The sequence below is a fragment of the Streptococcus sp. 544 genome (assembly GCF_013277385.1).
Taxonomy (GTDB): Bacteria; Bacillota; Bacilli; order Lactobacillales; family Streptococcaceae; genus Streptococcus; species Streptococcus mitis_BA.
In genome coordinates, this window is sequence record NZ_VMMU01000028.1 from 1 (window position 1) to 17963 (window position 17963).

A 17963-nucleotide genomic window follows, 5' to 3' on the forward strand; every position below is an offset into this window, starting at 1 on the left:
TAGTTGAATGGCTTTCAATCAATTCAACTGCTGCATAGGTCTCAACATTCCAACCACCCCCAACGTCCCAGGCACCATTATCAACAGGTCCTACCTGCATAACACGGCCATTTCCAACGACATGAGAAAAGAACCCAAGTCCAGGGTCCTTTCTATAGTGGTAGTCCGCCTCATTTTGAGCAGTTGAGTTGCGGTTGCCTGTTGAGTGAGCATGTACTTGTCTATAAGGTTGCACTCCGACTTGTGGCAAGCCTGTACGTAGTCTGCTTGTATCGATATCCATCCCTACTCCCTCCAAGCGTCATTCATCTGCTTCACGGCTGACTCCACAAAGGTGTCCAAGTCCTTGTTCGTCATGCTGATGTTATATTTGGTCAGCTCTGCACGGATTTTAGCACGAGCCTGTGCCAATTTTTCATCTCCCTTGTAGCCAGTTTCAGCAGCTACCTGCTCAACGGCATTTACTGCGTTCTTGGCTAGGATTTCAGCGATTTTTACCGCCTTTTCTCCACCTTTTCGTAAAAGATAATCTTTTACTGCTTTTACGATATTTCCTACTGCTACAGCTAAAAAGCCTGTCGCAAAGGCAATGATGAGTTCGTTAAATTGTGTCATATGTTTATCCTCCTATAGTTGGTAATGTTGTAGGCCACTCATCTTCTGTTAAATAAGAAAATGGGTTGACGTGATTTTGCTCCACGCCTAATTCACTAGTTACAATCTGCAACTTCAATCCACTTTTTTCGCTATACTCTTTATAATGGTTATACTTATAATGAATAATCACAGCACCCGTTCCTTGTGCACCTTCTGAATTTTCAGCACTTGCAGTATTAGAATAAATATCATTATAAGTATTAAATATAGTCTGAGCTACATCATCAACAGGTTTAAAACCATCAATAGATAAGTTATCATCTGACTCATAACTGCCTGGATCTAGTATTAAATTAGTATCAGGTCTAATTGCACTAGTGTTAATTTTAAGTTCAAACTTAACATGTACAACATTATTTATACGTCTGAAATACATTCTGTTTATGACATTTTTATTCGTATCATACTGCCAACCTAACACCCAACCAGTGTCACCTTCAACAACTTTCCAACCTTGATTTCCACCATCAGTAATCTTAATCCATTTTAAAGCACCGTTAGTTTTAGCTGTGTCGATGTAAGTCACTCCTATTTCTGCACTTATACGCCCTTCTGGTGAGCCAGTGCCACGGATTTCATGCCCTACATTATCTGGTAACGGTAGGGTGACATGATTGCCTCCAACAATTCCAAGGGTAATTCCTGTCAGTGTCAGCCTTGGTTCAGGCTTTTGGCTCAGCTCCTTGACATCTCGCCCAACTGTTTGGGCAAATTCCTCTAAATTACTCATAGCGATCACGCTTTCGCTGCATTATAGGTTGCGACCAAGTCAACATTGGCAATCTGATCTACACGTCCGCTGACTTCAGTTACTTTGCCAAGAAGTGCGCTATTTTCATCTTGTCCCATACTTGTGATTTTTTCCGCGATTTCTTTCAGTGTGTCAAGATTTTCAGGCGTTCCCTCACCCAAGATTTCAGCCTTAACCTCGGATTTAGCTTGAGTGACTGCCTGAGAGATAGCTTGCGTCATTGCTGAGGTTTCTACTTTAGTGCTGACGCTCTGCTTAACTTCCTTGATATCTGCTCCAACTGCTTGTGCGAATGCTGTTAATTTTGTTGTGTCCATTTTTTTCTATACCTTTCCAATATTATAAAAGAAGAGTAGATCGGGAAATTCCGGACATGCTCCACCTTCTCTTGCAGGTCTTCCTGCAAGTTGTTTTTTTACTTCTTTTTCGATGTCTAATTCCTTCAAAGTGTAGACATCTTCCGTAACCAATTCTTTATCTGAGTCTTCAATTTCAATATAAGTATCTCTATCGCTTGGGAAGATATACCCTCCAACCGAGATTTCCACTCGGTATTTTCCGCTTGGTAGAATACTATCTAAATTAAAATTGACAGAATGGCTAGTGACGGGAGCAGTTGTCTTCCACCTGCGTTGTCCCTTTGTTAGAGTAACAACCGCATCTTGACCCTCAAATAAGGTCATGACACGGTAATTTTCATCTAACAATTCAAATCCAAAAGTAGAAGACAAATCCCCTTGTTTAATAAGGTCGCCACCATCAATCCGAACCAAATTGGTTGTATTAACTCTACGTTTGTTACAACCCATTCTGCACCTCTTTCTAATCATCTACTAAGATGTCTTCCTTAATCTCCAATTTTTCAAAATCGTTGAATAAGCGGTCTATGTAGCCATTACCTCCTAAAGCCTTGTAGCTTTTGTGCAGACTTTCCACTAGGGAAAATTCGTCTTTTGAAGTGAACCCTCTACGAATAGCCCGTCGCATATCACGGTCAAGGCGCAACTTCATTGTATTTAGATGCGCCTCGTCGTGTACTTTTAACTTCTCTTGTACTTCATCGATTTTGGAATTGCTATCTTTAGCGGTAGTCTGGACATCTTCAATCTGTTTCTTGACATCGGTTAGTTCCGAGACGATTTTATCTGTTTCTTCTTTTGTTTTCTTCGGCATTTTATAGCCTAACCAAGCCACGACGATTGGCGTCGCTACTGGTAGCACATTCATAAAGAAATGTTCTGTTTGTTGTAAGACATCCATAAGCACCTCGCTAGTCTGCCAAATGGCTCAAACCACGTCTCTTCAATTCCTTGCGCACACGGTCTTTCCAGCGTTTATGTACCCATGAAAAGTCAACTGCTCCACGTTCCAGTAGGTTGATGTACATGTCGATTTTTGCTTGGTCTAGTGTAATCTTACTCATTGTTGCTACCTCCATTGTCTTCACTAGGGCTCTCTTGGTTTGTCGTTTCAGAAATGTCATCTTCTTTCTCGCTTTCTTTGTTATCTTCTACCGCTGGGGTTGGTTGTGTAGGTGCTTCTGCTACTGGTTGTTCAGTAGTTGGCTGCGCTGGGGCTGGTTCATCAGCTTGGTTTTCTGTGTCCGTAACCTGAGGGGTGTCCTCCTCTGCCTCCTCTTTCTCCTCCTGGTCAGACTCTCCTTGAGCTTCCAGCTCTTCCAATCGTGCTGAGATATCCTCAATATCCTGAGCATTCTGGAGATTGACCTTCTGCATGCCATCCATGAGTTGGTTGGCTTTCTCCAGCGCTTCCGTCGTTTTAGCCAATTGTTCTTGCGTTTTAGCCAATTGTTCTTGGTTTTTGACAATGGCGCTAATTGGGTCAAGTTCGGTACGTAGAATCTCTTTGACTGCTTCAATGAGCGTTTCGTCCGTGTCACCCAAACGGTCACCCTCTAACTCGCGAGTGAAAAAAGTAAACGGCTTGTCACATTGAATAGAGACTTCCGTCTTGCCAACTCTAAAAAATTTATTTACTAATACAAATTCCATGTTAATTTTCTCCTCTTAAATGTAAATATCTATTGTTCCAGCACGATAGCGTTGTTTGAAATCTGAAGCTTCTTGGTTGCTGTCGAACTCGATATGTAATTGTTTATCTGCAATGTAATTGTTTTCACCTGAGTATCTTGTGTATACATAAACTCGATTCGCATAGAAGACCTCTGTATCATAATTACCATAATTAATAAGTTTAAGTTTTCTGTCTTCACTATCGAAACTACTTGCTAAACTTATGAAATTTCCATCTACAGCAACCGTATTAGATGAATGTGGATAAATAAATGCGCTTTTTAAATTATTAAAACGTTTTAAAAACCGCCATTTTTGCCACACTAACTTACTTCCAACATACCGTTCTATAATCTCATGTCCTCCGACATAGATTCCTTCTCTTGTAGCCATAATACCACCTACTCATACACATCATAGATTGTGTTGGGATCTTTAGTTCTAACTGCTTCATATTGGGCTTTCGAACCGTACCAGTATTTCATTTGCTGGTTCCCGTTCTGGTTAATCAGCTTATTAGCGACCACTTCGGACGGTGTACTTGGAATTCCAAGCGCCGACCTGTTTACTCGCAAGACACCCGAACTATCGACTGTAATCGTCGAGTTATCAGGCCTGACAACTCCGTTTGAACCAGCTGTTGCGGTTGTGGGAATTGAACTCACTCCGTTTTTGAAAGTCTGCACAGACATTTTTTTCAACCCACGTCCATCATGAATCATGATGTTGTCTGAGTTGTTAACCTGACTAGCCTGTGGCAAATCAGTTACTTTTCGTGTCTGTGTACTAATTACTGCCATATTATACCTCCATTCTATATTTCCAATCTGCGACAATCACATGACCATTTTCGTCCGCAAGTAAGGTATGTTCTGTACCGTCTTCCGTACGAATCGGAGCAGTGAAGTCATTCTGCAAGAACATATACTCGATAGCATTTAGTCTATCTTCATGCTCCTGAAACTCACGCTTTAAAGCCTCTACAGACTCATAACTTGCTTGTCTTACGTTGTCTACGTTACCTAGACCAACTTGATGCTTCGTAACGCTATGTGGATTGTTGCGATTAGTTGCGTGATTGTTAAAATCTTGCTTACTTGCTTGCTCAACATTCGTGACATTCCCTAGTCCCACTTGTTGTTTCGTTACATTGTGTGGGTTGTTTCGGTTGTTGATGTGACCAGTAAGGTCAACCTTCTCAGCCTTGCTTCTAGTGAACTCGTCAATCTTTTCAGGCAGACCGTCGATGTCTGCAACCTTGTGACGATGGGTTGCGTCGGCTTTCCCGTTCCATTTTGTGCGTTCCTCAACCGATACATGTCGTGATATATCCTTGATATGATTGTCAATGCTATTTTGCAACTTAGTTTCTGTCGCTTTTAATTCAGGGACAGTTGCATAAACCAAGTCAGTCGCATTGTATTGAATGGTAATCTGACTATTCTTACTAATAGTCGTATTGAAATCATAATCTCGATATACATAAGCAGATGTTTTAGGAGGAATCACATCTCCCTGTTCTGCCCAAGTGTACATGTACATGAATTCTTCATGATTCCCACGTTTTGCAAACACACCGATTTCGTTCACAATCATTTCACGCTCAATCCGTGAGTTATCAAACCTCGCTGTGAGACGAATCGTGTCAGCGATATCAGTCGATAAAGACTGCGTAACTTGCAAAGAATGAACTATTTGAGCTACGTCATTCTTCTTGCCTGCGTCCGTCCGATGTCGTCCGCTCCCCAAAGCTATTCGAGTGAAAACCAGTGGTTCTCTATTTTGAATCGCTAAGGCTGTTTCGCTGATTGCTTTATCGGTCACAATAGGCTGGATAAAATATCCCATTTATTTCCTCCTATTCAAATCGAACTGAACGAATGTCTCTAAACGTGTGAGCACCGATATAAATCGCGTTCATCATAGGTGCTTCAACTGAGAATTGAATTCCTAAATGAGCAGGAATCAACTCACGCACATACTTTAAAAAACGGTTCAAATATCCGGTCGGTAGTTCTCCTAAAAATCGAATATGTACCGCCGAACCCTTGACCGTTACTAAATTATTGACATTCGTAAAGCTCTTTGTAATTTTTTGTAAACTCACTGAGTTTATTTTTATTTTGGAAGAAATTAAAGTGATTAGATACCGCCTTCGCTCTTCCAAATCAATTGTTTTCGGTTTTACCTGCAAAGCTTTTTCCCAACGTGCAATCCAGTCTTCGGTCGCTTCTGGCAACAACATCAACCGTCTTGTGTCAAAGATTAAGTCTGTAATCAATTCCAGCTCTGGAATCTCAGTTTCAAACAAATCATTGATTGTTGGATCTAAGACCTCTGGCAAAGCCGATAACATACGATATCTAACTTGTGACATTAATGGTTACCTCCGCTAATTTAGGAAGCATGTTGGTAGAAAGTTCAATACTTTGTTCCCTGTCATTCAACAAAATACGGTCCACATCTCGAACCCCATTAATTCTGTCAATGATCGTGGCAACTTTATAATTTCGAACCTCTTTCTCTTCAAATGCTTCTTCACGTAAGTATTTAATGAGTTGGACTTTCGCCTCGTGCTTGATGGTTTCGATATCTACATCTTCATCAATCTTGATCGTTGCGGTAATACGAACGTCGTAGCCACTTACAGACTGCACTGTCACATAAGCACCAATCGGAGCAACGCCTAATCCGTGGCCACTCGGTTCAGGATCCAAGTAATTCTTGAACTTATTTACCAGCTCTGCACTCGCTTCATTACCGTCAGCATCCGTAATAGATACACGGACTGTATTTTCACCCTTCCAAAGTGGCTCTACCAAGGCCGAACCAACACCAACAAACTCACTTGCCCATTTCTTGTATTGGGCAATGTTTCCGTTTAAAGTCGGTGTTTTAAGATACTCAATGGTCCGTTTACGGAGTTGTTTATCTGTCTCTTCGTCTTCTCCTACAACGATAACAGAACCAATTTCTGCCCCTTTAAAACCATTCAACACATCAATATTGATGAGTTGACCTCTTACATAGTTGGGAGCATTTCCGACTTGTTCAGCTACTACGCTATACTCGAATCCGGAGCGGCGTTCCAAAACACGGAAATTATACTCACTATTAACCACACTAAAACGGGTTCCTAGTGGGATTTCCTGTTTGAATTGAACCAATCGGACCGATGCCGTGGCTGGCAATCGTTCAACTCCAAACTGTCTACATAAACGAGTTAGGAAGATTCCTGTACTTGTATCTAAAAAGTTGACTTCCTCATACGATTTTAAGACCGTATACTGAATGGCAACTTCTCGAGCTGCAGGCGCTACTAGATTGTACAAGACAGACCCTTGTCTCTTGTCATACTTATCATCAAACAAGGCCAGCATATCCTCTAAAATTTCTGGATATGTTTTTACCTTTATCATCGTTTCACCTCCAAATCCATTTCAAATGTTCCAAAATCACTATCAACCATGAACTGCACATAAAACTCATCTTTTTTTACCTTGGTAGAAAAAGAATGAGCCTCATGAATCCTGTCATCTTCATACAAGGCCTCTTTTATGCGCCGTGCGATATCCATTTGGGCATAGTCCATATCTCCACCAAATAAAGCATCTAACTCCACACCGTACCGATGGTCATAAATCGTATAGATGAACCGTTCAGTTGTCAGCATGCGTCTGATTGATTGCTTCAGAGCATGAATGCCATCTGTTTCTAGCAAGATATTAGTTTCATCTAGTGTTAAGCTAGGCTGTTTCTTAGCTTCAACAACATTTTTAGCGATGTTTAAAAAGTTTGTTTTAGGAGTACTCATTCATCAGAACCCCCTTTCACTTTGCGCTTGTAGTGGAATATCTTCTTGTACAAGACATAATAAAACCCTCCACCATCTTGTCTGATGAGATGAAGGGTTTGGCCTACGTACTCAGGATCCAATGCTTCATCGGTCCATGTGACAGCAAGCATAGAATCATCTAAAATCAACTCATTGGTCAACTGGATTTTGAGTGGAGAAACCGATAAAACTACACCAGTCGTTATCTTTGCGAACTGGCGATTTTCAATGAAATTACTAATCAATTTCTTTAGATTTTCTATTACTTCCATCTACTCACTTCCTGCCATGAATAATTTAATTTCCATCGTGTGCTTTTCTGCACTGAAGGAATGAGTTGCCTCTTCAATGACATACCATCCCTTCTTCTCAATATCCTTAACATCCACATAGACTGCATGACCTGCTAAAAAATCAATACTTCCAATATCGGCTTTTAGACTGAAAGTTTCTTTGGGACGGTTTTTCATCTTCAAGAGCATTTCGCCCCATTGCTTGATTTGCCCCTCAGTTGCTTTCTCATCCACTTTTTTCATGTACTGGAGTTTTCCCCAAGCGCCGATATTGTAGCTGTCCTGATAGATGTAGACCTCTCTCTTTTTGGTTTCTTTGTTCTCTTGGATCAAGCGGACAATATTAGCACTATCCTCAATCGAACCTTCAAACTCAAAGCTAGACATAAAGGATTCATTGCCTATAATGTACTGGATTGGTAAGTTTTTCGGAGTTGTTAGTGTCAACTCTCCGAACTTGTCATACAAAACCAGCAACTCTCCACTTTGCACCAAGGTCTCGTCCATGGCCTCTTGGATAATATCCAGAGCCTTCTTATCTTCCTTCAACTGAGGGGATAAGGTCACGGCTGGGGCTTTTAGTTCCCCAATCTTCAAATCAAAATCTCCTGCGATTGCCGAGACGATTTGATTGACGTTTTTATCCTTGGCAACAAAGTTGATATTGCGTAGTAAGTACTTTATCTGATCATGAAAAGTCAAGGTTGTTTTGGTATCTTTTTCGTACTTGATTTTCGTCAAATAACCAAAGAATACCTCTTTATCATCTAGCTTGAAAGCGAGCGGAGAACCGTATTCAAAGGCTACTTTTGTAGAGTTGTACAAGGTAATCTCCACGCTCCAAGCTGACCCTTTTCTAGTTGTCTTGAATTCGACCTTTTCAGACACAGTTGCTAAATCCCAGGTATCTCCAGTTTTATTGTTCTGATAGAATAATTGCATCATGGTATCACAAACTCCTGTCCAGGATAAATCCAATGAGGGTCTTTGATTTTGTCTTTGTTGGCTTCGTAAATTTCAGTATATCGACTACCGTCTCCGTAAAAGGTCTGAGCAATTCCCCAAAGAGTATCACCACTCACGACCGTATGGCTTTTTTGAGCAGGTTTCTCTGTTGTGGCACTACGTTCTTCAGTAGCTTTTGCCTGAGGTTTCTTTTTAGTAGCCTCGAGTGCTTTTTTGTCTTTGATAGTAACCTTCCGTGGCTTGTGAGACCGATATTGTAAAAACTTAATCTTGTATATCAGGTCATTTTCATATCCTGTTTTGGTAGAGACATCGAACTGCTCCACTAGAAATTTCCCGTTAATAGCAGAACCAAAAGCACCCCCAATCATGAGTTGAATAGGAGTGCCTTCCGTCTTAAATTTACGAATAGATGATACAAAGGATTCTGGAGAGACACGGCTATTCCGTTGGTAATTTCCGTCGTATCTTCCACTAGGAATAAAGGATTCAAACTCAATCGATTGAAGCTCTGGATTTCCGACAAGCGGAACGTTACCAGTATCGATGATAGCGACTGTCTCAATTCCTTGTTTGTCCTCCAGTTTGATTTCTTCTGGATTCACTGGCAATTTAATACCTTCAATAAATATAAACATCTGCTACCCCCTTCCTAGTAAGCCATGAGGCCGTCAGCGCCATTATTCAAAGCGTCTACAATCGTTGCATTCAAATCATCCAATACGTTAGCATACTGGCCAGCGTTGTTAATGGAGTCAATGTTGGTGACAATCTCTGGCTTCAAGGTAATAAAGTTCTGTTGCCACTTCATGGTCGCAACGTCCTTAATCAGCTTGATGTATTCATCGTCCAGTTTGATTTCATCTTCAATCTTGCCGACTTTGTCTAATTTACCACCAGTAGGGTTGTGGCCACCGCCACCGCCTTTTCCTCCGTCTCCTTGTCCAGGTACTGAACTTGCTGGGCTGAGTTCATAAGGTGTAGTGCCTTGGTCACCCAAGAAATTGTTTCCTGCACCGTTGGCATCTCCAGCACCTTTGAAGAAACCACCTACAGCCTTATCAATCCCTTGGCCGAATTTATAGCCGTTATTAAAGGCCCCACCGACGCTACCAAATTCAAGATAACCCAGTTGTGGAGTCTCTAGTTCGGGAGTTTTTAAGTTAGCTTGGTGGTTAATAAGACCATCTGCCAAATGCAAACCTTCAAAAGTCTTCTTGACAGGTTTTTCCATGCTGTCGATGGCGTTAGCGATATCACCAGCAAAATTCGTTCGACCAAGAGAAACCGTTCCAACAGCGCTCAGATTTAGACCGAACCCATTCAAGAACCCAATCATCTTATTAAAGCCACCCAGAACAGAGTTAATCATGCCCTCGACTGCACCGATAACACTATTAACCATGCTGTCTACAAATCCAGCGATAGCGACCGCCATCCCTCTACCACCTTGGGCAATATCGTACCATGCCATTTGACAGTTATAAGTCAATTCATTCCATAGATTTATAGCTCCCGTAATAAACCAGTCGATAAATTGCAAGATTCCTATTATAATCGTTAGAATGAAACTATAAATCCCCATACCTATCATCATGATGCCGTTAGCAACACCAAAAACAAGTTGTAGGACCATATTTATCACCCATATAATGATATTGATAATCCCGATAATCACATTCCAAATTATCATTCCAAGGGCAAATATCGCTCCCATGATGATTCCTGTAGCTGATAAAGCTGCACCAGTAAGATTGTTAAACCATGCAACCAAGGCATAGAATAGACCAATCAGAATGATGACTGCCATCACAATCAACATGATTGGATTCATTGCCATCACTGCATTAAAACCAGCCATAGCGGCTTTCGCAACATTTGTAACGATACTAAATAGATTGGTCACTATACTTGCTGCGTTCATTGCGACTATATAAGTTCCTATAGCAATTGCCACAGCAATAATAATCGGTTGAATGACAGACCAGTTATCAGCCACAAATTGAGCAATCGGCGCCAACATACTCCAAACAGCCCCAATCATATCCATAGCAAAGATAACCGCTTGGACGACATATTGAAGCACCGTGGCTACAATCTGGGCGAATTGTTGGAAGGCAGACGAGTTCACTATCTGATTAATCTTAATCGATATTGGCTCAAGTGCCTTGGTCACAAAGTTCAGGAAGTTCTGCCATGCCCTGCCCCACGTCATAGGCATGTTGCGGAATTGCTTGTCAATCGTTTCGCTTGCATCCAGCATGGCAGTTTTGACAATGTCGGCCGTAATCTTCCCGTCTGCTCCAAGTTTCTTAACCTCGCCACGGCTAACGCCTAGCTTATTGGCAATAGCTTGGATTAAGGCTGGTGAAGTCTCAGCAAGGGAACGCAACTCGTCACCCTGCAACTTACCACTAGCCATAGCCTGAGTAAGCTGAAGCATGGCGCTTTTTTGTTCTTCAATGCTTGCGCCACCAACAACAAAGGATTTGTTCATAGTTTCCAAAAAAGCAATTGTTTCGCCGTTGTTTTGGAAAACATCGCCAGCTTGCATCCTCATCTTAGCGACACCGTTCGCCATGGTTGTATAGGCTGAGCCTGTACGTTGTGCGGATGTATAGATAGACTTTTGTAGTTGCTCCGTCGTCTGCATACCGTCACGAATCATATCTAAACGAGCGTGCATATTAGCATACTCGTCTGACATGCCTATAGCTTGTTTAGTAATCGTACCGACTGCAATACCAGCTAAAGCGGTCTTCAACAATCCTTTCAAAGATACTAACTTACTTAATTTGTTAGAAGCGTTATTAGAGGCATTCCCTAAATCTCTTAGAGCCAGTTCTTCTTTTTTTAGTCCTGCAGCTGCTAGCGTTGCACTGTTGACAAACCTACCGTTGACATCAGCGACTCGCCCAGCTTTATTGACAAAATATTGACCAGAATCACCAGCTTTTTTCATAGCGGACTCTTGAGCCTTCATAGCTTTATCTATGCCAGAGCCTGCATTTTTGACACGCTCCATAGTCGCATAGATTTTATTTAAAGTGCCTGTGACTCTATCGGTCAAAGACATGGTTGTTTGTATATTTGCCAATAGAATCACCTCACTTCTTCATTGCTTTTTTACGTTGTTTCGCCTCTTCATGCATGACTGCAGCGAAAAAGGCTTTTTCTTCTACATCCATATTCACAAATTCACTAGGGCGAATGTAATAGTTTACGAGGGCGAAGTAGGCAAGTTGTGCCTCCGCGTCCTCTTTTATTAGTTTTTTGCCTCGTCAACCTTGTCTTGGAATGTTTGGTTGATACCGCTGAGTTCGGTCACAGCTTCCAAAATCAAGGCGCTTTCGCCCCAGTTAAACATAGTACCGAATAACTCAGAAGCTCCCATTGCTCCATACGAATCTTGTAATTCTTTATCGTTAAGGTCAGGAACCACGATAGACGCAATACAGATTTCACGGTTATATTTAACACCGTCAAAGACACGCTCTTGGCGTCCATTGCGACCAGGTTTATTGACAAAGCAACGGTCATTGATTAAGTCCGCTTCACGTGCGCTCAAGACTCGAATTTTAACTGGTTCCTCAAAAGAAGGAAGCAAGACATCCTTAGTCTCTTCCCCTTTTTTATTTTGTTTCAAAAATGCTTTTAATCCACTCACCACTATTTCCTCCTTATGTTAGTATATAATTTCTTGGAATTCTGATAAAATATCAAAATCTTGGAATGTGAAGTCCGTTTCTTCGTCAATGACCTCATCCGCTGATCCATCTAGTTTAAAGATAAGTGATTCTTTGAACAGAACCCCTTTCAAAACGATGGTATAGCGACCTGCACGAGATGTGCGGTCTTCGTTAGTACACTTGATATCAATACGAGGCAAAATACCTTGTTTGACATAGTTTAAAGCCATCGCCTTTAATTCTGGACGGTGGTAGTACATCTTCAACGAACCTGTACCTTCTGCGCCGACAATCTTACCACCCTTCATACGAGAGTTGAGAGGGGTAACATCAGCTTTTGTGTATTCAACCTTCGCTTCTAGCGAGATAAGCTCTGCTAGTTCATATTGCTTGTCATTGATTGTAAAGAAGACTGTTCCTTCCTTAGCTGACAAAGCATCTAATTGGTTCATAATAGCCATTAGCTAGTTTCTCCTTTCTTAATCACAGATAACCGTCATGTACAAGATTTCCATAGCGTCCGTCAAGACAACTGGCAAGTTTACCACGACAGATTCTTTGGTGATACCTTGTGAAATCTCAATATCTTTGGCTTTATACTCCAAGGCTTGCTTTTGAGCAAGTGGATCAAGGACCATTGTGATGATTCGCTGTTTAAACAACTCACGACCATTCACGTTGTTTGGCACTTTACCGATGAAGTAGTTCTCAAAGATATACTTGACATTGGTATTGATATTATCCATGGTGCGGACAAGTTTGTTCTTACCAAAAATACGGCTGTGTTCTACCGTATAGCTAGTAAATGAGTTCACATCTGACAGGATAATCACTTTTTCATTTCGATAAGCAAAGATAAGCTGACCTTTATTGATGAGCTTTTCAGCCTCTGCTTCGTTCTTACGCTCACAGTCGATAGCGCCTGGATAAGACTTGAATGTATTGGATTGCAAGCCAGCCCCTGCATACTTACCAGCTACGAAGTAAACACAGTCCTTAGCGCCTAGTTTCGTACCATCGCTCAATGTAACCCCGTTACCGACTGATACAACACCTTCATCGTCAGCATCCGTGTAATCATTCAAGACTGCAATAACTGAACGACCAGCGTCACGCCATTTCTTAATATGAGCCGTAACAAGTGCTTTCGTTGCACTTTCGTCAGTACCTAGAGCCAAGACACGGAAGTCTTGAGTGTCGAGTGCATTTAGGAAATCTTCAACTTCTGAATTGGTTGTAGCACCATCAGTACCACCTTCAAGCAAGATTGTCTTATCTTCTGTCGTTAGAGTACCCGTTACGTTCACATAGTCGTTCTTAAATGGCAAGGCTGTGATGATTTGTTTGTCAACTTCTTTGCCAAAGAAAACAGTTGTCACTTCAAAACCAGTCTCGACTTGTTTCTTGAAGATAACATGAATATGGTTACCAGCCAATCCTTTGTATTTAGCTGTAACGACCATATCGCTTTCTGTTTTCGTAGCCTGTACCCCAGCATTGTTCACACCGTTGTAGACAAGAACCTTGCCAGTTCCTTTCAAGGCCTCACGAATCGGAAGGAGTTCATCAATCGGTTTACCAAATAGTCGGCGGAAGTTGCTTGTGCCGTCAACAAGTGTGAAAGCACCAGGTTCTCCCCAAGATCCAGCAATCATAACTGCTGCAATCGTATTGTCTTCCAAAGGAATAATCACATCATCTCTTGATACGAAATTGATGTAGGCCTTTGGAACTCGTTTATTCTGTACTCTCCATTGTGCCATTAGTTAGCCACACCCTTTCTCCAGTCTTCTAAAATGCGTCTTACTTCTGCTAGTGAGTATGACTGGTCATCTTCCAGCAAAATGTTTAACAAAGTTGCATCCTCTTCAAAATACTTGAGTAATGCCTCTTTGCCAAATTTATCTTCAGTGGTTGGTACCACTGGTTCGGTTACATAACCTACTTCTTCATTCATTTCCATGAGAAGTTTCACCTATCCTTTCTAATATTTGCATTGTCGGTTCTTCTTCAACCCATCGAACGTATCGAGTGATTGTAAATGTGCATATCAAATCATTCGCATTGTATTCTACCTTCAAGTCATTGATAGGGTACTTATCCCCTAAATAACGAAAAGAAGGCGAATGAAACACCGTTTCAATCTCCTCAAACTTCTGGTATAAGTCGGTTGTTTTTTCGGTATAGTAATGCAACAAAACAATAAAAACCTGCTTATCGTTTTGGTTTGCCAACCGCTTCCGAGTCACAGGTTTCACATCTACAATGAAACAAGGTGTTTTCAATCCTTGCTGGATTTGTTCATCATACACCTTGCACCCAAACACATCTTTGAGTTGCTTGATGACGAGTGGTCTAATACTATAATCCACCTAGTTCCTCCTTTAGCCTCTCTTCGATTTGTTGCGTGATTTGTGGGATTTTCTGTTTAATCTGCTCTTCTGTCAATCTCATCATAAAGCGCCCTTCGACCCAAGGATTGACCAAGCGTTTGCCAATTGCAGGGACATAACGCCCTACTTGTTGGCGGTGTCCGCTTTCAACGAAAGAAGCATACTCCATAGGGTTAAATGCGATAACCTCGTACACATTCCCATTTTTGCTTACTTCCATCTTCCACGATTGATTTAACTTACCTGTTAGGCCCTTGGGTGTTCGTTCCTTAACCTCTTTCAAAAAGGCTAGGCCGATATCTTTAGCAGCCTGCATAAACTCAGAATCAATAATTGTCTGAGCTCGTTCAAGCCGTTTCAAGAACTCTTGAACATCACTATCATCATAGCCACTCATGTCGTCTCACCACAATTTCTTGATGCGTGACATAGACCATCGGGTCTTCACTGGTCAGGTATTTAACACCGTCCACAATCAATTTACTACCAGCTTTGATAGTAAATTTAGGCGAACAGAAAATCTTGTGCTCTGTCTTGAGTTGGTGTGCTTCGTTCTGCTCTGTATTCACTAAGTTGCGAACAGAGACACGACATGGAACCTTCTTATAGATTTCTTTGAACTCTACAAAATCAGCTCCGTTGGGTTTCGTACCCTCGACAGTAGCAAATACATCCATCTTTTTATCATAGGTCCATTCAATACTTGGTCTTGCCTGAGATAGGACATCATTGATATTCATCCTACCACCTCAACTTTCTGAACCTCTGTAGCTGACTGGTAAAGTCTAGCAAGACACGTTCAGCCCGTCTAGCAAGGTCTGACTTCTCCAATTCGACACGAGTATCTCCAACGGAAATAGTCTTGCCTTGAACAGCTTGGTCAGGATTACAAACAACATAAACCATCTGAATGGCCACAAATCGCAACTCTAAAGGAAAATCCTCACGATTACAGTAGTTAAGAATGTTCTGCATGACTTCATCGACTACTAACTCTTCTAGATAGCATGTATAACGTTGTTCATACAAGTCAATCAAGGATTGTCTAGCATTCTCATTATGCTGTTGAATTTCTTCAAGTGTCATCTTCTCCATCAGCAGAAACACCCTCCTTATTTCTCTTCTTCGTCTTTCTTGCTTGTTTTCTTAGCTTTCACTTTTTCAAGTTCTGCAAGAGCCTTGTCACGTTCTGCCACAACTGCTTGATACTCCTGAATGGTATAGGTACGTCCGCTGGTTGCTGGCTCTACGACGACATATTCGCCATCTTTGATTTTTACCACATCGTAGCCATCTTCAAGGAAGGTTGCTTTTTCTAGTTCATCGATATCTAGGACACGATTTTCTTTCTTTACTGTTATCATTTTCTATCCTCCTCTTTAAGGTGCGACAACAAAGGCTAGACCTTCATGTTTAGTCTGGAATAGCAATACATCATCGTAAGATTGTTCGTAATACAAGTAGTTACCGCTTGAAGAAGCACTTGGTGCGTCAAGTCCAACAAATTCATATTTTTGTGGCGCTGCCATACATGGAATATGAATCAAGAAGAAATGGATTTGTTTAGCAGTTGGGTCAACTTTAGCGCCATTTGTGAAGTTGTACAAGGTCTTCATGCGGTCAGATGGAATAGCTGGTTCAATCGTCACATCGTCCAAACGACCGATAGAACGGTCAATCACCGTGCCTTGACCGTGGATATTGACTGTACGGCCAAATTGCTTGATGTTCTTGATCATACGTTTAACTGCTGGGGTACAGAAAATAACACGACCTTCTGCTGGTACTCCAGCTTCGTCCATTTGTTCCATCAGCTCATCGAAGGTTGCGAGGAAGTTTTCCTCAGTCAAATTCAATGACTTAATTTGTTTACTTTCTGTATCAAGTGCTTTCTTACGGGAGAACAATTTAGATACCATGAATTTATCCATTTCTGGAACTTTTTCAGTATCGTTGAATGTCTTAGTAATGTTAGCAATGGAAGTAACATAGTTAGTTTCATCAACATCTGATGGGTCTACTAGTGTTGACCAATAACGCTCATTAGTCAATGTGTATGTTTCCCATTGGTTTTCATAGTTAGCGTCAATATTCGTAATCGTGCGACGTGTACGGTCCTTGCGCCCTTCTTTAATCAAAAGACGCGGCACTTTCACTTCTTTAGCTCCTGTAAATTTCAAAAGCGTGTTTGATGGAGAGTTCCAAAGTTTGTTAGTGAATAACAGTCCGTTTTCACTATAACGATTTTGCAAACCTTGTTGGTAAGCCTGTGCATAGTTCAATGTTGCTGGCATATCTGTTCCTCTTTTCTATTTTTTGATTATAGATCTGACGTAAACGCATTGATCATCTGCGTTGTCAGGTCGTTAGCAACTGTTTCTTCTTGTGTTGCCCCTTGTGGCTTAGCACCAGCGATATGTGGTTCTACAGCCTTTTCTGGAGCAAATAAAAAGCCTTTAGATTCCTTCAAAGCCGTTAACTGTTCATCTAATCCAGTCACCGCTCCGTTGTCACCTAATCCCAATTTAGACTTGTCTAGTAGACTAGACACGATTCCAGCGTCATGAACCTTACCGCTCAAGTGCATTTCAATAGCATGATCTAACTGCATTGTCTTGAGTTGTTGTTCATGTTCCTTCTGTTGTGTCTTATACTTGCTGTCCAAGTCTGAGTATTTTTGTTGTAGTTCAGCATTGCCCTCAGCGTCTTTCTTGAGCTGTTTCATGTCCTTATCACGCTCTTCCAACTGGTCTTGCAAGCCCTTGGCATTATCTTCTGCAGCAGACACCTTTGCTTGTAGGTCCTGTGTTGATTTCCCGTGTTCGGACATAACTGCTTCAACTTGTTCCTCAGTCAATCCTAACTGTTCCAAAAATTTACGATTCATTTCTTTTCCTCCTGTACGTTTGTTTAACGTAGCAACGACCACGACATTTTGGTAAAGTAAAAAAGCCTTTTAACGCCATGCTCAGGGCGAAAGACACTAGTCGATTTGAACTAATTTAGCAATTCGATTATGTAAGTCTCTGATTTTTCGCTGTTCTTCTATGTGTAGCACTAGCTTTGTTGTAATGACGGTTACAGCAATTGTTAGTGCTATTTTTGTATACTTCCTCAAGGCAATACCTCCAACATATAAATTTAACCGTACGGGATTCCATACGGTTAGGGCATAAGAAAACCGCCTCGATTTCGATGCGGTTAATTTTTATAGTTTGATTTCTTCAATTTTTGCACGCTGTTCCAGAGTTGAAAGGTAATCCCACATAACCGAACGTTGTCTCTTTAACAAATCGATAGGACATCTAGGTTCAAACTCGAGTTGCCCTTTTTCGTATCGACCAAT

28 protein-coding genes and 1 pseudogene are annotated in these 17963 nt (G+C 41.4%); all 29 read right to left on the reverse strand.

The annotated features are described in order from the left end of the window. Positions 1-283, reverse strand: a pseudogene (locus HT728_RS09505) (autolysin); the annotation flags it as partial. Between the two features lie 2 nt (positions 284-285). Next, the gene (locus HT728_RS09510) at positions 286-615 is read right to left on the reverse strand and encodes a phage holin (RefSeq protein ID WP_112445247.1); all 330 of its coding nucleotides are present in this window, start codon (positions 613-615) and stop codon (positions 286-288) included. 4 nt (positions 616-619) lie between these two features. Then, positions 620-1387, reverse strand: coding sequence for a hypothetical protein (locus HT728_RS09515; protein WP_112445249.1), 768 nt, complete (start codon positions 1385-1387; stop codon positions 620-622). Positions 1388-1392: 5 nt separating this feature from the next. Next, a complete protein-coding gene (locus tag HT728_RS09520) occupies positions 1393-1725 on the reverse strand; it encodes a hypothetical protein (protein ID WP_112445251.1) in 333 nt (110 codons plus the stop codon). Between the two features lie 6 nt (positions 1726-1731). Next, complete coding sequence (locus tag HT728_RS09525; RefSeq protein WP_112445253.1) at positions 1732-2217, reverse strand: hypothetical protein; 486 nt, start codon at positions 2215-2217, stop codon at positions 1732-1734. Positions 2218-2230: 13 nt separating this feature from the next. Then, positions 2231-2668, reverse strand: coding sequence for a hypothetical protein (locus HT728_RS09530; protein ID WP_112445255.1), 438 nt, complete (start codon positions 2666-2668; stop codon positions 2231-2233). A 10-nt stretch (positions 2669-2678) separates the two neighbouring features. Then, positions 2679-2831, reverse strand: coding sequence for a hypothetical protein (locus tag HT728_RS09535; protein ID WP_173214043.1), 153 nt, complete (start codon positions 2829-2831; stop codon positions 2679-2681). Continuing rightward, a complete protein-coding gene (locus HT728_RS09540) occupies positions 2824-3420 on the reverse strand; it encodes a hypothetical protein (protein ID WP_188111559.1) in 597 nt (198 codons plus the stop codon). The genes HT728_RS09535 and HT728_RS09540 overlap by 8 nt, the downstream gene beginning before the upstream one ends. 15 nt (positions 3421-3435) lie before the next feature. Then, entirely contained in the window at positions 3436-3834 is a 399-nt protein-coding gene (locus HT728_RS09545; RefSeq protein WP_173214041.1) for a hypothetical protein, read from the reverse strand. Positions 3835-3842: 8 nt separating this feature from the next. Then, positions 3843-4241: a hypothetical protein gene (locus HT728_RS09550; RefSeq protein WP_173214039.1), complete on the reverse strand. Its 399-nt coding sequence runs from the start codon at positions 4239-4241 to the stop codon at positions 3843-3845. 1 nt (position 4242) lies between these two features. Beyond that, positions 4243-5289, reverse strand: a complete 1047-nt coding sequence (locus HT728_RS10520) for a hypothetical protein (protein WP_188111560.1) — start codon at positions 5287-5289, stop codon at positions 4243-4245. Positions 5290-5299: 10 nt separating this feature from the next. Beyond that, positions 5300-5818 (reverse strand): hypothetical protein, encoded by a 519-nt coding sequence (locus HT728_RS09560; RefSeq protein WP_173234953.1) that lies wholly within the window; start codon positions 5816-5818, stop codon positions 5300-5302. Then, complete coding sequence (locus HT728_RS09565; RefSeq protein ID WP_173234955.1) at positions 5805-6860, reverse strand: baseplate J/gp47 family protein; 1056 nt, start codon at positions 6858-6860, stop codon at positions 5805-5807. Before HT728_RS09565 ends, HT728_RS09560 begins: the two co-directional genes overlap by 14 nt. Further along, the gene (locus HT728_RS09570) at positions 6857-7255 is read right to left on the reverse strand and encodes a DUF2634 domain-containing protein (protein WP_000106741.1); all 399 of its coding nucleotides are present in this window, start codon (positions 7253-7255) and stop codon (positions 6857-6859) included. The genes HT728_RS09565 and HT728_RS09570 overlap by 4 nt, the downstream gene beginning before the upstream one ends. After that, positions 7252-7548 carry a DUF2577 family protein gene (locus HT728_RS09575; protein WP_049500563.1) on the reverse strand — a complete coding sequence of 99 codons (297 nt, stop codon included), beginning with the start codon at positions 7546-7548 and terminating at the stop codon, positions 7252-7254. Before HT728_RS09575 ends, HT728_RS09570 begins: the two co-directional genes overlap by 4 nt. Continuing rightward, positions 7549-8514 carry a hypothetical protein gene (locus HT728_RS09580; RefSeq protein ID WP_143951951.1) on the reverse strand — a complete coding sequence of 322 codons (966 nt, stop codon included), beginning with the start codon at positions 8512-8514 and terminating at the stop codon, positions 7549-7551. It lies immediately after the preceding gene. After that, a complete protein-coding gene (locus tag HT728_RS09585) occupies positions 8511-9173 on the reverse strand; it encodes a LysM peptidoglycan-binding domain-containing protein (protein ID WP_173234957.1) in 663 nt (220 codons plus the stop codon). Before HT728_RS09585 ends, HT728_RS09580 begins: the two co-directional genes overlap by 4 nt. A gap of 14 nt (positions 9174-9187) precedes the next feature. Then, on the reverse strand, positions 9188-11632 hold the full coding sequence (locus tag HT728_RS09590) for a tape measure protein (RefSeq protein WP_173234959.1): 2445 nt from the start codon (positions 11630-11632) through the stop codon (positions 9188-9190). Between the two features lie 168 nt (positions 11633-11800). Next, positions 11801-12202, reverse strand: coding sequence for a phage portal protein (locus tag HT728_RS09595; protein ID WP_050253802.1), 402 nt, complete (start codon positions 12200-12202; stop codon positions 11801-11803). A gap of 18 nt (positions 12203-12220) precedes the next feature. Continuing rightward, the gene (locus HT728_RS09600) at positions 12221-12685 is read right to left on the reverse strand and encodes a phage tail tube protein (protein WP_173234961.1); all 465 of its coding nucleotides are present in this window, start codon (positions 12683-12685) and stop codon (positions 12221-12223) included. Between the two features lie 18 nt (positions 12686-12703). Next, the gene (locus tag HT728_RS09605) at positions 12704-13987 is read right to left on the reverse strand and encodes a phage tail sheath subtilisin-like domain-containing protein (RefSeq protein ID WP_173234963.1); all 1284 of its coding nucleotides are present in this window, start codon (positions 13985-13987) and stop codon (positions 12704-12706) included. Continuing rightward, complete coding sequence (locus HT728_RS09610; RefSeq protein WP_050390753.1) at positions 13987-14187, reverse strand: hypothetical protein; 201 nt, start codon at positions 14185-14187, stop codon at positions 13987-13989. The genes HT728_RS09605 and HT728_RS09610 overlap by 1 nt, the downstream gene beginning before the upstream one ends. Continuing rightward, positions 14174-14596, reverse strand: coding sequence for a DUF6838 family protein (locus HT728_RS09615; protein ID WP_173234965.1), 423 nt, complete (start codon positions 14594-14596; stop codon positions 14174-14176). The genes HT728_RS09610 and HT728_RS09615 overlap by 14 nt, the downstream gene beginning before the upstream one ends. Further along, positions 14586-15014: an HK97 gp10 family phage protein gene (locus tag HT728_RS09620; RefSeq protein ID WP_173234966.1), complete on the reverse strand. Its 429-nt coding sequence runs from the start codon at positions 15012-15014 to the stop codon at positions 14586-14588. Before HT728_RS09620 ends, HT728_RS09615 begins: the two co-directional genes overlap by 11 nt. Then, positions 15001-15357, reverse strand: coding sequence for a hypothetical protein (locus HT728_RS09625; RefSeq protein WP_173234968.1), 357 nt, complete (start codon positions 15355-15357; stop codon positions 15001-15003). Before HT728_RS09625 ends, HT728_RS09620 begins: the two co-directional genes overlap by 14 nt. Position 15358: 1 nt before the next feature. Next, positions 15359-15712: a hypothetical protein gene (locus HT728_RS09630; protein WP_173234969.1), complete on the reverse strand. Its 354-nt coding sequence runs from the start codon at positions 15710-15712 to the stop codon at positions 15359-15361. A gap of 17 nt (positions 15713-15729) precedes the next feature. Then, positions 15730-15981, reverse strand: a complete 252-nt coding sequence (locus HT728_RS09635; protein WP_050253780.1) for a hypothetical protein — start codon at positions 15979-15981, stop codon at positions 15730-15732. Between the two features lie 15 nt (positions 15982-15996). After that, positions 15997-16911, reverse strand: coding sequence for a capsid protein (locus HT728_RS09640; RefSeq protein ID WP_173234970.1), 915 nt, complete (start codon positions 16909-16911; stop codon positions 15997-15999). Between the two features lie 26 nt (positions 16912-16937). Then, positions 16938-17504 (reverse strand): phage scaffolding protein, encoded by a 567-nt coding sequence (locus HT728_RS09645; protein WP_173234971.1) that lies wholly within the window; start codon positions 17502-17504, stop codon positions 16938-16940. Positions 17505-17963 lie beyond the last annotated feature (459 nt).

What these genes read in the sequence shown, in the direction of transcription:
- HT728_RS09510 (WP_112445247.1), bottom strand. Translation starts at nt 615, where the DNA reads ATGACACAATTTAACGAACTCATCATTGCCTTTGCGACAGGCTTTTTA.
- HT728_RS09515 (WP_112445249.1), bottom strand. Translation starts at nt 1,387, where the DNA reads ATGAGTAATTTAGAGGAATTTGCCCAAACAGTTGGGCGAGATGTCAAG.
- HT728_RS09520 (WP_112445251.1), bottom strand. Translation starts at nt 1,725, where the DNA reads ATGGACACAACAAAATTAACAGCATTCGCACAAGCAGTTGGAGCAGAT.
- HT728_RS09525 (WP_112445253.1), bottom strand. Translation starts at nt 2,217, where the DNA reads ATGGGTTGTAACAAACGTAGAGTTAATACAACCAATTTGGTTCGGATT.
- HT728_RS09530 (WP_112445255.1), bottom strand. Translation starts at nt 2,668, where the DNA reads ATGGATGTCTTACAACAAACAGAACATTTCTTTATGAATGTGCTACCA.
- HT728_RS09535 (WP_173214043.1), bottom strand. Translation starts at nt 2,831, where the DNA reads ATGAGTAAGATTACACTAGACCAAGCAAAAATCGACATGTACATCAAC.
- HT728_RS09540 (WP_188111559.1), bottom strand. Translation starts at nt 3,420, where the DNA reads ATGGAATTTGTATTAGTAAATAAATTTTTTAGAGTTGGCAAGACGGAA.
- HT728_RS09545 (WP_173214041.1), bottom strand. Translation starts at nt 3,834, where the DNA reads ATGGCTACAAGAGAAGGAATCTATGTCGGAGGACATGAGATTATAGAA.
- HT728_RS09550 (WP_173214039.1), bottom strand. Translation starts at nt 4,241, where the DNA reads ATGGCAGTAATTAGTACACAGACACGAAAAGTAACTGATTTGCCACAG.
- HT728_RS10520 (WP_188111560.1), bottom strand. Translation starts at nt 5,289, where the DNA reads ATGGGATATTTTATCCAGCCTATTGTGACCGATAAAGCAATCAGCGAA.
- HT728_RS09560 (WP_173234953.1), bottom strand. Translation starts at nt 5,818, where the DNA reads ATGTCACAAGTTAGATATCGTATGTTATCGGCTTTGCCAGAGGTCTTA.
- HT728_RS09565 (WP_173234955.1), bottom strand. Translation starts at nt 6,860, where the DNA reads ATGATAAAGGTAAAAACATATCCAGAAATTTTAGAGGATATGCTGGCC.
- HT728_RS09570 (WP_000106741.1), bottom strand. Translation starts at nt 7,255, where the DNA reads ATGAGTACTCCTAAAACAAACTTTTTAAACATCGCTAAAAATGTTGTT.
- HT728_RS09575 (WP_049500563.1), bottom strand. Translation starts at nt 7,548, where the DNA reads ATGGAAGTAATAGAAAATCTAAAGAAATTGATTAGTAATTTCATTGAA.
- HT728_RS09580 (WP_143951951.1), bottom strand. Translation starts at nt 8,514, where the DNA reads ATGATGCAATTATTCTATCAGAACAATAAAACTGGAGATACCTGGGAT.
- HT728_RS09585 (WP_173234957.1), bottom strand. Translation starts at nt 9,173, where the DNA reads ATGTTTATATTTATTGAAGGTATTAAATTGCCAGTGAATCCAGAAGAA.
- HT728_RS09600 (WP_173234961.1), bottom strand. Translation starts at nt 12,685, where the DNA reads ATGGCTATTATGAACCAATTAGATGCTTTGTCAGCTAAGGAAGGAACA.
- HT728_RS09605 (WP_173234963.1), bottom strand. Translation starts at nt 13,987, where the DNA reads ATGGCACAATGGAGAGTACAGAATAAACGAGTTCCAAAGGCCTACATC.
- HT728_RS09610 (WP_050390753.1), bottom strand. Translation starts at nt 14,187, where the DNA reads ATGGAAATGAATGAAGAAGTAGGTTATGTAACCGAACCAGTGGTACCA.
- HT728_RS09620 (WP_173234966.1), bottom strand. Translation starts at nt 15,014, where the DNA reads ATGAGTGGCTATGATGATAGTGATGTTCAAGAGTTCTTGAAACGGCTT.
- HT728_RS09625 (WP_173234968.1), bottom strand. Translation starts at nt 15,357, where the DNA reads ATGAATATCAATGATGTCCTATCTCAGGCAAGACCAAGTATTGAATGG.
- HT728_RS09630 (WP_173234969.1), bottom strand. Translation starts at nt 15,712, where the DNA reads ATGGAGAAGATGACACTTGAAGAAATTCAACAGCATAATGAGAATGCT.
- HT728_RS09635 (WP_050253780.1), bottom strand. Translation starts at nt 15,981, where the DNA reads ATGATAACAGTAAAGAAAGAAAATCGTGTCCTAGATATCGATGAACTA.
- HT728_RS09640 (WP_173234970.1), bottom strand. Translation starts at nt 16,911, where the DNA reads ATGCCAGCAACATTGAACTATGCACAGGCTTACCAACAAGGTTTGCAA.
- HT728_RS09645 (WP_173234971.1), bottom strand. Translation starts at nt 17,504, where the DNA reads ATGAATCGTAAATTTTTGGAACAGTTAGGATTGACTGAGGAACAAGTT.